Raw genomic sequence first — 12,646 nt, 5'->3', positions numbered from 1 at the left:
CTTGTTGGCCGGTTCGATGCTCGTGTGGATTGGGGCCTGCACGCCGATCGCGTCCGATGCGTCGGCAGCAGGTGAGCTCGAGCCGCTGGTGGTGACTCGCGGTGCGCTCGAGGAGCGGTTGCTCGTCACCGGCGAGCTCGAGGCCGCCGAGGCGGTCGAGCTGCTCGCACCCCGCACCGAGGGCTGGGGCGTCGCCATTCGCTGGCTGGCACAGGACGGGGCGTCCGTGCGAGAGGGCGACGTGGTGGCCGAGCTCGACAACACCGCGGTGCTCGAGACCATCAACGACCTCGAGCTGGCGGTGATCCAGGCTGGCATCGAGCTGTCGAGCCAGCAGGCCCAGACCGCGGTCGCCGAGGCGGACAAGCGCTTCGAGGTGGAGACGCAGCGCATCAACCTGGCCAAGGCCGAGCTCGACGCCACCATCCCGGCCTCGCTGCTGTCGCGGCGCGAGCACCAGCAATTCCTGCTCGCGGTGCGCACGACCAAGACGGCGCTGGCCAACGCCGAGGACGATCTACGCGCCACCGAGGAAGGGGGTCGCTTCGACGAGCAGGTCAAGCGCATCGCCCTGGACAAGGCCAAGCGCAAGCTCGACGGCGCCCGGGAGCAGATCGACGCCCTCACCCTCCGAGCCCCGCGCGACGGACTGGTGGTGGTGACCACCCTGCCCTGGGAGGGCCGCAAGCTGCAGGTGGGCGACACGGTGTGGCCGGGGCTGGCGGTGGCCAAGATTCCCGAGCTCGGCTCGATCGTGGTGAAGGCCCAGCTCAGCGACGTGGACGACGGTCGCGTGGTGTCCGGCATGGAGGCGACGTGCGTGGTCGATGCATGGCCCGATCGCCCGCTGACGGGTCGCGTGCTCTCGGTGAGCCCCGTGGCCCGCGAGGCCGAGCACCAGAGCACGCGAAGGTTCTTCTCGGTGGTGCTGGAGCTGCAAGGCGGCGGGCCCGAGCTTCGCCCCGGGCTCTCGGTCAAGGCCGACGTGCTGGTGGCCCGCCACGAAGGCGAGCTGCTGGTCCCGCGAGGCGGGCTCGACACCAGCACCGAGCCCGCCCGCGCCTGGCTGGCCAGCGGCGAGGCGGTGGAGGTCACGCTGGGGCCCTGCGACGCGCAGCGCTGCGTCGTGCTCGCGGGCCTCGAGGAGGGCGCCGAGCTGCGCGCGGGCCCGGAGCAGGAGGCGGCGGGATGAGCCTCGGTCGGCGAGCGATGGTGGCCCGCAGCCTGGGCGCATGCCTTGGTCTGGTGCTCGGGAGCGGCTCCGGGTGCGAGACCGCGGCCGACGAAGGGGAGCGCTGGGTCACGGTCACCCGTGGCGCCCTCGTGGTCGACGTGGACGTGAGTGGTGCGCTGCGGGCGGTGGACTCGAGCGCGGTGAGCCCCCCCGGCCTGCCCGGAGTGTGGAACTACAAGATCGCGATGATGGCTCCCGAGGGCGCGGAGATCGAGAAGGACCAGCCGCTGCTGGCGTTCGACACCTCCGATCTCGACCGCAAGCTGCAGGCCAAGCAGAGCGAGCGCGACTCGGCGGCCAAGCAGCTCGAGATGAAGCAATCGGCGGCCAAGGTGGCGGCGCAGGACGCCGCGCTCGCGCTCGCCGAGGCGAAGGCCGCGCGGCGCAAGGCCCAGCTCCAGGCCGAGGCGCCGCCGGAGCTCACCGCGGTGATCGAGCTCGAGAAGGCGCGCCTCGATCTCGATCTCGCCGAGCGCAAGGTCGCCTACCTGCAGCGCAAGGGCACGTCGGCGCGTCGCGCCGATGAGGCCGAGATCGAGCGCTGGCGCAGTCAGCGAGACCGCGCCGAGGGTCGGGTGGCCGAGATCACCTCGTCCATCGAGCAGATGACCATGATGGCGCCGCGGACCGGCACGGTGATCTACGAGACCGACTGGCAGGGCCAGAAGAAGAAGGTGGGCGACAGCACCTGGCGCGGAGACACCGTGCTGCAGGTGGCCTCGCTGGCGCAGATGGAGGCCGAGGGCGAGGTCGACGAGGTCGATGCCAGCCGCGTGGCGGTGGGGCAGCCCGTCTCGCTGCGGCTCGATGCCCAGGCCGATCTCGAGCTGCGAGGGACGATCCGCGAGATCTCTCCCGCCGTGCAGCGCCAGTCGCCCGACAATCCGCTCAAGGTGATACGCCTCAAGATCGCGCTGCAGGCCGACGAGGGCGCGCGCCTGCGCCCGGGCATGCGCTTTCGCGGCCACGTGGAGACCGATCGGGTCGATGACGCACTGCTGGTGCCGCTCGAGGCCATCGTGCGCACGCCCGAGGGCGCGGTGGCGCATCGCCGAAGCAACGGGGCCGGTGGCTTCGAGGTCGTGCCGGTGGTGCTCGGCAAGCGCAACGCCGAGCAGGTCGAGGTGATCGAGGGGCTCGCCGAGGGCGACGAGGTCGACGTCGCTCCGCACCGTGCGGGCCGGGAGGCGGTCCGATGAGCCGTTCCCGGATCCTCGCATGGGCGCTGGGGCTCGTCGCGGCCTGCGGCCCCACGCTGGAGCCCCAGCCCGAGATCCCCACGCTCGAGGTCGAGCGCACCGAGGCATTCGTGCGGAGGATCTCCGCCGAGGGCTACCTGCGGGCCGTCGAGGCCACCTCGATCAACGCGCCGGAGGACTCCAAGCGCCCCATGAAGATCGCCTGGGTCGCCGTCGACGGCAGCGCGGTGCAGGAGGGCGAGGTGGTGCTGCGCTTCGACGCCATCGACCTCCAGCGCGAGCTCGCCGACAGCCAGGACGACGTGACCTCGGCGCAGCGCCAGATCGACAAGGAGCGCGCGCTGGGCGGCAGCAGCGCCCGCCGTCGCGATCGCACGGCCGGGCTCGCGGCGGTGGAGCTCGACATGGCCCGAGAGCTCCACAGCGAAGACCAGCGGATCCTCTCGCGCAACGAGATCATCGAGACGAGCATCGACGCGGAGCTGGCCCAGGCCAAGGCCGAGCACGCGCGCGAGGTCAAGGCGGTCGAAGGGGCGGTGTCCCGCAGCCAGCGAGAGGTCCACGACATCACCCGCAAGCAGGCCCAGCGCGAGGTGGAGCGGGCCGAGGAGGGCCTGGCCCGGCTGGAGATCACCGCTCCGCACGCGGGCCTGCTGGTGCTCGAGCGCGACTGGAGGGGTCAGACCCTGCGGGTGGGCGACACGATCTGGCGCGGTCAGAAGGTGGCCGAGATCCCGCTGGTCTCGGCCATGGAGGCCGAGGTGTTCGTGCTCGAGGCCGACGCGGGCGACGTGGCCGAGGGCCTGCCCGCCGAGCTGGTGATCGAGGCACACCCCGAGCACGTGATCGAGGCCAAGGTGGCGCGGGTCGACACCCTCGCCAAGCCGATCCATCAGGAAGTGCCCGTCCAGTACTTCGCGGTCACCCTGGCGCTGTCGCAGACCGACTCGGCCACCATGAAGATCGGCCAGCGCGTGCGGGCCACCATCGTGCTCGACCAGGGCGCGGCGCTGGTGGTGCCGCGCCAGGCGGTGTTCGAACGCGACGGTCGGCTGTTCGTGCATCGCGAGGGCGCGCTGGGCGGCTTCTCGGAGGTCGAGGTGAAGCTGGGGCCATCGAGTGCAGGGCGGGTGGTGATCGCCGAGGGACTCGAGGAAGGCGATCGCATCGCGCTGCGCGATCCCAATGCGCCAGCCGCCGGTGCGGATGCCAAGGCCGACGACGCCCCATCCAACGGCGGGGCCAAGGGTGGCGCCGAGGGAGGCGCCAGCCCATGATGCGCTCCTCCGACGCGCTGTGGGCCGCGCTCGAGAGCCTGGCCGAGCACAAGCTGCGCTCGGGCCTCACCATGCTCGGCATCATGTTCGGCGTGGGAGCGGTGATCGCCATGCTCTCGATCGGAGCGGGCGCCGAGCAGAGCGCGCTGCGCATGATCGACAAGATGGGCATGCGCAACGTGGTGGTGCGCGCCAAGGAGCTCGAACCCGACGACGTCAAGGAGCTGCGCAAGAAGTCCATCGGGGTCTCGCGCCGCGACGTCGAGGCGATCCGCGAGGCGGTCCCCGAGGCCGAGATCGTGGCCCCGCGGCTGCGCGTGGAGCCCTACAAGGTGCTCGCGGCGGGGGGCAAGAGCGAGCCGGTGGTCTACGGCGTCTCGCGGCTGCACACCGAGCTGGTGGCGCTGCCGCTTCTCGAGGGGCGCTTCTTCGATGCGCTCGACGAGCGCGACCACGCCCAGGTGTGTGTGATCGGCTCGACCACCCGGCGCGAGCTGTTCGGTACCGAGCCCGCCCTCGGTCAGCACGTGAAGGTCGACGATCTGTGGCTCGAGGTGATCGGCGTGCTCGCGGCCGACGAGGCCGACGACGGTGCTCGCGTGGGCAGCGACGAGGGCAACGTGTCGGTGTCCTCGAGCGCCAAGGAGATCTACCTGCCGTTCACCACCGCGCTGCGCAAGCTCGAGCGCGATCCGCTGGAGTCGCCGCTCTCCGAGATCGTGGTCCGGGTGCGCGACGAGGCCTCGCCGGGCGAGGTGGCGGGCATCGTCGACGGGCTCTTGCAGCGCCTGCACGGCGGCGCCAGCGACTACGAGGTGATCGTGCCCGAGGCCCTGCTGGCGCAGAGCCGCCAGACCCAGCGCCTGTTCAACATCGTGATGGGCTGCATCGCCGGCATCTCGCTGTTGGTCGGCGGCATCGGCATCATGAACATCATGCTGGCCTCGGTGCTCGAGCAGACGCGCTCCATCGGCGTGCGTCGGGCGGTGGGCGCTCGACGCCGCGACATTCGCTTCCAGTTCCTCGTCACCTCGTTCAGCCTGTCGCTGCTGGGTGGGGTGGCCGGCGTGATCCTGGGCATCGCCATCGCCAAGGTCGTGGCGGCCTACGCGGGCTGGCCCACGCTGGTCACGGCCTCGTCGATCGTGCTGTCCACGGGGGTCTCGGTGGCGGTGGGCCTGGTCTCCGGGCTCTATCCCGCGATACGGGCGGCGCGGCTCGATCCCATCGAGGCGCTGCGGCACGAGTAGGGACCACACCGGTCAGTCGCCCTCGAGAGTCGCTCGGCCGGGCCAGCCGGGCATCATTCCGACGCGTCGTAGCACCTCGATCAACGCCGCCCGGTTCACGGGCTTGCTCAGGTAGTCGTTCATGCCCGCATCGAGGCACGCCTGCCGGTCGCTCTCCATCGCGTTGGCGGTGAGCGCGATGATGCGGGGCTGCGGCCCGTGGCGATCGGCGCGGATCTGGCGGGTGGCCTCGAGTCCGTCCATGTCCGGCATCTGCACGTCCATCAGGATCACGTCGTAGGGCGTGCGCAACAGCGCACGCAGGACCTCGTGGCCGTTGCCGACGGCGTCGGCGTCGTAGCCGAGTCGCTCGAGCATCCTCAAGGTGAGCTTGATGTTGATCGCGTTGTCCTCGGCCACGAGGATCCGCAGCGGGTGGTCCCGCGCGAACTCGACGACCGAGGAGGCGAGGGCACGCGTGGGCGCCACGGGGGTCCTCCCCACCGCTTCGACGAGGACGTTGCGCAGCTGGGGGGTGTGGATCGAGCGCGCCAGGCAGGCCACCGCTCCGCCAGGGTCGGCCTCGGCATCGAGTCGAGGGTCGCCCTGGGAGACGAGCAGCACGCAGGGCAGCCCGCGCGCCTGGGCGACGTCGATGAATGCGGAGAGGTGCTCGCCCGGAGGCTGCTCTCGCGGACGCTCCGAGAACACCACGACGTCGGTCGCGTGGTCGGCCAGCCACCGCTGGGCGTCGGCCACCGCGGCGAACGAGGCGGACGGCATCCCCCATCGCCGGGTGAGCTGCTCGAGGTAGGCGCGGGATCCCTTCCTCGGCTCGATGATCAGCACCCGCTTGCCTTCCAGCGGCGAGGGCTCGGGCGGGCTCGGGGGACTCACCGCAGGGGCCGTGATCATGAAGCGGAACGTCGAGCCCTTGCCCTTGACACTGTCGACCCAGATCGAGCCGCCCATCAGCTCGACCAGACGCTTGCTGATGGTCAGGCCCAGGCCCGTGCCACCGTACTTTCGGTGGGCCGACGAGTCACCCTGCACGAACGACTCGAACAGGCTCTCCGCCTTGTCGTCCGAGAGCCCGATCCCGGTGTCGTGTACCTCGAAGTAGACGAAGTGGAGGTCTCGGTCGAGCCGCGCCTCCACGTGGACCGAGACCTCTCCCACCTCCGTGAATTTGAGCGCGTTGCCCACGAGGTTGACCAAGATCTGGCGCAAGCGTGCGGCGTCGCCCCGGATCATGGCGGGCACCGAGTCGTCGATCGAGTAGATCACCTCCACGGTCGGACGGGCCTGGAGCGCAAACATCTGGATCACCTCGTCCACGCACGCAACCAGGTCGAATGGTGCGTTGGAGAGCGTGACCTTGCCCGACTCGATCTTCGAGAAGTCGAGGACGTCGTTGATGACGACGAGCAGGGCTTGCCCGCTGGAACGAATAGTCTCGGCGATGTCGCGCTGCTCTCCGGACAGATCGGCATCGAGCAAGAGCTCCGACATTCCGATGACCGCGTTCATGGGGGTCCGGATCTCGTGGCTCATGTTGGCCAGGAATGCGCTCTTGGCTCGGTTGGCGGACTCCGCTGCGAGACGCGCGGCCTCGAGCTCGTCCTCGGCGCTGGCACTCTCGTCGGCGTCGCGCAGCACGACGGCCTGGAGGTCGCCCCCGGCCGGGAGGCGACGCAGGCGCGCGCGGAAGCAGTCACCGCTGCGCCGACGAGCCGTGGCCTCGAGCTGGGGCTCGGTGCCGGTGTGGATCCACGCGAGCAGGTCCCGCCGCGACTCCATGGCGAACAGATCGACCAGGTGCAGCTCGAGCAGCTGCTCCCGAGACAGCTCGAACATGCGGCTGACCGCGTCGTTGACGTCGACGAGCTCGCCGCCGTGGTGCAGGACCATGGCATCCGGGCTGGCGTCGGCGAGGGCGCGACCCAGTGGATCGGCGACCTCGGATCGCGATCCCCGGGACCTCGGATCCTCGCCGTCGGCGAGGGGGTGGGCTCGGGCACGGTTCGCCCGGGCGTGCAACCATCCCAGACCCACCACCATCGCCAGCGCGATCTCGTCCCACGGCCACGAGGGGCGTCGGTCCCCGCCGAGCAGGATGTCGCCGAGCTCGAGCGCTGCGAGCCCGGCGAGCAGGCTGACCGACAGGATTCGTTCCGCGCGACACCGAGCTCGCGTGCCGCGAGGTCGGTCTCGTGCGTGTGCCGTCTCGTTCTCCGTCACGGTGAAAGTGCCGCGCGCACGAAGCCTCGCAGATCGCGAGGCCGTGGTCACTCCGTCTCTCGTGGCGGGCGGTATGACGAAGGAGTGCTCAGCCACCGTAGGGTGGTGCAGGCGGCTCCACGAGCAAGGCCGAGGGCTCGCTGCGCGTCACGAACAGTGCGCCTTGGCCCATCCAGTACGCCGTGTCGTCGGTCAGGTCGTCATTGGAGTTGGCGTCACACGACGGCACGCTGCTGCACTCGGTCAGCGCGTCGGTTCGGGACCAGTAGGTCTTGCGCGGGGTGTTGAGGCAGAGCGCGCCGTCCGTACCCCACGCCGCTTCGATGTCCCACGAGCTCTCATGGGTCTCGATCCCCAGCGAGTCCTCCACGTCGATGAGAGTGCCGTTCTCGGTGTGGTGCTCTCCGTCGCCGCAGTAGTCGGCGCGGACCATGCGCGTGCACGCCTGGTGGTGATCTTGGAGCGACGTGCTGTTCACCACGCCCTCGGGGTGGTAGCCCCACTCCACGCACTTGGCCAGCGCCGCGCCGCGGCACGCCCACGTGGTGGCCGTGTCCGCCCCGGGCCCCGTGTACCTCGAGTACGTGGGCCAGGTCCAGTCGCCCTGCAGCAGGATCGCCTTGACCGGATTGCCCGCACCGTCGCGGCAGGCATCTTCCCAGGCGCCCCAGACCTCGGGGTCGGCGCTCTCGCGGGTGCGGGTCTGCACGCGGTGGAACTGGTAGTCGTGCGGGCCCTCCGTGATCTGCTCGACTTCCGAGACGGTGGCTTCGATGACCGTGCCGTCGGTGTACTCGCCCACCAGCAGGAGTGTGTCCCCTGGCTCGAGCGACAACGGGTTGGTCGAGCCATCTTCACCCTCGAGCGAGCCGTTGGTGGAGTCGTAGGCCACCGCGAACATGGGCGTCGAGTTGAGCTCGGCGCTGTTCCACTGGAAGCCGTTCCACTGGAAGCCGTTCCACTGGAAGCCATTCCACTGGAAGCCATTCCACTGGAAGCCGTTGTTCATGACGTCATTGCTGACCACGGAACGGAAGGTCACGATTTCAGTGCCATCCTTCGCGGTCACATCGATGACGTCATCGAGCGGCTCTCCCCCCTCGACTTGATCACAACTCGGCAATACTGCCACTATGATGATTGCACACAACGAACGTCGCATGATTCCCCCTATCCCCTAGAGATCGCGCCCTCATTCCCCCTGAGAACACGATTCTCGGGCCATAATAGCCCAGCGCACCCCAGAAGGGAATCACTTTGCGCGCATGGTTGCGAGCTCGAGCAGTGTCACGTCCGTGCTCGTGCTCGCTCCCTTGCGTGGATGTGCCGAGCCCGAATGGTTCATCCCACTATAGGGCGTTCTATGACGCGCCCCTATGGCGCGTTTTCGCTCTTATCATCTCGCCTGGGCTCGCCGATGGGTCGCGGTAGTGGGAATGGCGCGCATACCCGCATACCCACGGTTCCTTCGGTGAAGCCGGGCGGTACGAACTGTCGCGTGACCAGGTGCGCATTGACCATGTCGAGGAAGAACGCACCACCCCGCAGCAGGGGGGAGTTCCCACGGAGTGGGTCGATGGCCCACTCTCCTGCATTCCCTGACAAGTCGTCGACGCCGAACGGGCTGCGCGACGTGGTGTGACTCCCGACCACGTCGGGGCCTGCGGTCTCGGTGCGCTTGCCGTAGGTGGTGTCGATGTTGATGTCGTCGGGGTCGAGGTGGTCGCCATGGGGATACAGCCGGCCATCAGCCCCTCGACCGGCCCGCTCCCATTCCTGGTCGGTGCACGTGCGCGCGCCAGGAACGCGCCCGATGCGGTCGAGCCAGTCGATGTAGGCGGATGCGAGCTCGAATGTGATGGCCAATACCGGCATGCGCAGCCAGTCCTGGGAGCGCCGTCGATCACGGTCGGGGAAGGTGAGCAGCTCACCCTGGCGTGCCCTGGCGTCGCGACCCTCGTGGGGGAACGCCAGCTCCCACCCACCGTCCTCCACGGGGGAGAGCGACACGACCGTGAAGGCCTGGTCGATCCTCGGCGTGAGCTCGGCGCGACGCTCGGGTGGGGTGTCTTCGAGGAATTCGATCCACTCCCCGTAGGTGACCTCGTGGCGGGCGATCAGGAAGGAATCGGTGGTGACCTGGTGGATCGGGACCGACTCGTAGAACACCTCGCAGAGGACCTCGTCGCTGCACCCGAACAGGAACCGCCCTGCGGGAACGTAGACGAATCCGCCTGGAATGGCATCGGCCGGGGGGATCTCGACGGACAGCGACAGCGACTCGGCACGTCCCACGATGAAGGGGTAGAGCACGGTCGGCCTGTCCTCGAGGGCGAGCTCGAGGCGATACGACCCTGGAGGCAGCTCGAGCTGGGAGACCGGGCCTCGGCCCACGGGCTGCGGCTCGGTGGCGACCCGGCGGTGCTCGTCGTCGAGGCGATACTCCACCAGCGCGAGCCCGGCTCCTGGCGGTGACGTGTCGATGGACACCCGAGCGGGTCGATGCCACCGGGCCAGGCGCTCGCCGTCCTCGTCGTAGAGCGCGAGGCGCTCGAGCAGCTCGTTGACCTGTGGCTCGTCGAGGCGATGCTCGGCGAGCTCGGCTCGACGCAGCAGGGCATCACCCAGCCGATCGCGTGCGTCCTCGCGCTCGGGGTCGAGCGTCAGGGCGCGCTCGAGCTCGCGCGCTGCGCTGGCGAGCTCGAGATCGGCGGTCTGGGCGTGAGCCTTGGCCGAGTCCCACGCCTTGCGGGCGGTCTCGCTGGTGCCTGCGTCGTACTGCGCGAAGGCGGCCTGCTGCTCGCTGGAGAACGCGTCGAAGCTGGACTCTGCACGCTCGAGCCCGACCTCGGCCTCGGCCATGTGGGCGTCGACCCTCGACTCCAGCTCGGCGTGGGCCTGCCAGCGCACGACCCCGTAGGTGGAGAGCAACGCGGCCGGGATCGCGACCGCGGCCGCGCGGCGCACGAGTCGACCGCGAGCGGCGGCGCGCTGGCTCGCCGCGATGAACTCGAGCTCGCGCGGGCGGATGGAGCCGCGATCGAGCGCAGCGGCCTCGTCGAGCTGGGCCGTGCTCCAGAGCCCGGTGCGCGGGCGTCCGAGCCGATCCCAGTCGGTGGCCGCGACCTCGAGGCGATGCCGCAGCTCGCGGATGCCGGCGGCCTCGTCGAGCCAGCGCCGCAGGTTGTGCCAGTCGCGAATCAGTGCCTCGTGGGCGATCTCGTAGACGATGCCCTGATCGTCCTCGCGGACCACCAGCAAGCGTCCGCGCACGAGGGCCTCGAGCGCGAGGCGGGAGTCATCGTCGCCCTCCGAAACCAGCTCTTCGAAGGTGAGGCTGGCACGGGTGTCGTCGATCGTCACCAGCCGCAGCAGCAAGGCCTTGGCGGCGATTCGCTGGGTGGGCAACAGCGATGCCATCAGGCCTTCGGCGTGCCGGGCCAGTGCCCCAAAGACCCCGCCAATCCCCTCGAGGTCATCGGCCGTGATCACGCCCGACTCCTGGCTGCGAGCCTCCCACAGCTCGGCGAGCGCGAATTGGAGGATCGGCAGGCTGCTGTCGATGCCGGCCGTCACGAGCTCGTCGACCAGCTCCGGCGACTCGTAGTGCACGTCCATCGCCTCGGCCGGTCCCACGATGGCCTCGCGCATGCCCGCGGGCGAGAGCGGCCGCAACAGGTAGATCGCGCGCGACAGCTCCTCGCCGAGGAAGGGGATCGTGGCGACGCGGGTGAGGAAGTCGCCGCGGACGGTGGCCAGCAGGCGCACGCCGGGGACGCCGGCCGCGAGCTGGGCGAGGAGCCTGCCCACGGCCTCGGCCTCGCCGCGGTCGCTGATCGTGACGAGCTCCTCGAGCTGGTCGATGAACAACAGCTTGCCGGTGGTGGATCCGAGCTTCTTGTGGATCATCCATCCGAGCGTGTCGGGTCGCGTCTCGACGAGCGGCATGATCACGTCGTGGTCGAGCTCGAAGCTGGACACGAGGATCGAGACCAGCGAGCGCAGTGGGTGGCGCCCCGGGGTCATCGTGGCGTACGACCAGCGTCGCTCGGGCTCGATGGCGCCCTCGACCACGCTGGGGCCCACGCCCGCGCGGCACAGCGACGACTTGCCCACGCCCGAGTCGCCTGCGACCAGCACGAACGCGTCGGCTCGCATGCGCTCGAGCACCGCTCGCAGCTCGGCGCCACGCCCGAAGAACAGGTCGCGATGCTCGGCCTCGAATGCCCGCAGGCCGCGGTAGGGATTGTCGGTCACCACCGTGGGGCGCCGCTCACCCGAGCGCAGGGTCTCGAGGGCCTCGCGCAGGGCCTCGCCGCTGCGAAAGCGCTCGGCGGGCTCGGCTCGCAGGCAGCGCTCGATGATCGCGGCGAGCCGCGGCTCGATCGAGGGCGCGACCTCGCGAATCGGAAGCATGGGGCGCTCGAGGATCTGCACACCCAGCTCCACGACGGAGGGCGCGGCGTGGGGTGGCTTGCCCACGCAGAGGATGTAGAGCAGCACCCCGAGCGCGTAGACGTCGGTCTCGCGTGACGCAGGCTGACCACGCCACAGCTCGGGCGCCATGTAGTGCGGGGTCCCGACCATCGCGTCGTCGTGGGTGAGCGACGTGGGCTCCTGGTGCCACTCGCGGTCGAGCTGGGCCATGCCGGCCATCAGCCCTTCGTGCTCGTCCCATCCCTTCCTGGGCTCGGGGGAGGGCAGCGGGAGCGTCTCCTCCTCGCTGCTCGTGGTGACGCGGGGTTCGGCCTGGCCCTCGATCGCTCTGCTCGAGGCCGAGTCTTGGGGGCTCGCCGCGGCCTCGTCGTCGTACTCGTCGAGGATCGTCTCGAGGTCTTCGAGCTTGGCGAGGCTGAAGTCGAGCAGCTTCACCTCGTTCGTGCCCTCCTCGAGGATCACGTTGGACAGCTTGATGTCGCGGTGGAGGACCCCGTGGCGGTGGGTGGTGGCGAGCCCGCGAGCCAGGCCGATCGCCAGCTCCAGCACGCGCCCCGAGGGCACGGGCCTCGGCAGCTCGTTGAGGCTGGTTCCCCGTACGTACTCCGACACGATGTACGGGTGGTCGTCGATCTGACCCACGCGATGGATCGCCATCACGTTGGGGTGCTGAATGCGGGCAGTGGCACGCGCTTCGATCACGAAGCGCTGTCGCGAGTGTCGGTTGAGGGCGGCTCGCAGGAACTTGATGGCGACCGGACGGTCGAGGAGTCGATCGTGCGCCAGGTAGACCACGCCCATCGTGCCGGACCCCAGCCGCTGGACGAGGCGATACTCGTCCAGCTCGGGCGGTGGCTTCCAGGACATGTGCATGAGCGAGCGCGTCGTGGCCAGCCTTGGCCACGGTTAGTTCTACCATCAGGCGCTCCGAGGAGCGTCAGGAGAGAGGTCGATGCGCTGCGCCGGGGTAAGGCATTGGCGCACGAATCCGCATCGGTGATTCCCTTGCAGGTTCTCGAGCAGCACGTC

General features: G+C 69.7%; 7 protein-coding genes. 4 read left to right on the top strand and 3 right to left on the bottom strand.

All coding sequences use genetic code 11. The features are described 5' to 3' along the window. Positions 1 to 16: 16 nt before the first annotated feature. Genes OEB96_RS36780 through OEB96_RS36765 form a run of 4 tightly spaced genes read left to right on the top strand, consistent with a single transcriptional unit; the run spans position 17 to position 4,960 of the window. On the top strand, positions 17 to 1,192 hold the full coding sequence (locus OEB96_RS36780; RefSeq protein WP_266221555.1) for an efflux RND transporter periplasmic adaptor subunit: 1,176 nt from the start codon (positions 17 to 19) through the stop codon (positions 1,190 to 1,192). Next, positions 1,189 to 2,433, top strand: a complete 1,245-nt coding sequence (locus tag OEB96_RS36775) for an efflux RND transporter periplasmic adaptor subunit (RefSeq protein ID WP_266221554.1) — start codon at positions 1,189 to 1,191, stop codon at positions 2,431 to 2,433. The genes OEB96_RS36780 and OEB96_RS36775 overlap by 4 nt, the downstream gene beginning before the upstream one ends. Next, positions 2,430 to 3,710 carry an efflux RND transporter periplasmic adaptor subunit gene (locus tag OEB96_RS36770; RefSeq protein WP_266221553.1) on the top strand — a complete coding sequence of 427 codons (1,281 nt, stop codon included), beginning with the start codon at positions 2,430 to 2,432 and terminating at the stop codon, positions 3,708 to 3,710. The genes OEB96_RS36775 and OEB96_RS36770 overlap by 4 nt, the downstream gene beginning before the upstream one ends. Further along, entirely contained in the window at positions 3,707 to 4,960 is a 1,254-nt protein-coding gene (locus OEB96_RS36765) for an ABC transporter permease (RefSeq protein WP_266221552.1), read from the top strand. The genes OEB96_RS36770 and OEB96_RS36765 overlap by 4 nt, the downstream gene beginning before the upstream one ends. A gap of 12 nt (positions 4,961 to 4,972) precedes the next feature. On the opposite strand, the gene OEB96_RS36760 is transcribed toward OEB96_RS36765, so the two are convergent. From OEB96_RS36760 to OEB96_RS36750, 3 genes are all read right to left on the bottom strand, one after another. Further along, positions 4,973 to 7,180: a response regulator gene (locus tag OEB96_RS36760; RefSeq protein WP_266221551.1), complete on the bottom strand. Its 2,208-nt coding sequence runs from the start codon at positions 7,178 to 7,180 to the stop codon at positions 4,973 to 4,975. Positions 7,181 to 7,268: 88 nt separating this feature from the next. After that, entirely contained in the window at positions 7,269 to 8,222 is a 954-nt protein-coding gene (locus tag OEB96_RS36755; protein ID WP_266221550.1) for an ADYC domain-containing protein, read from the bottom strand. Positions 8,223 to 8,554: 332 nt separating this feature from the next. Then, positions 8,555 to 12,490, bottom strand: a complete 3,936-nt coding sequence (locus OEB96_RS36750; protein ID WP_266221549.1) for a bifunctional serine/threonine-protein kinase/formylglycine-generating enzyme family protein — start codon at positions 12,488 to 12,490, stop codon at positions 8,555 to 8,557. Positions 12,491 to 12,646: the final 156 nt, after the last annotated feature.

The organism is Paraliomyxa miuraensis (assembly GCF_026337845.1).
GTDB classification, from domain to species: domain Bacteria; phylum Myxococcota_A; class Polyangia; order Nannocystales; family Nannocystaceae; genus Paraliomyxa; species Paraliomyxa miuraensis.
This window is presented reverse-complemented; position numbering and strand designations above follow the sequence as displayed.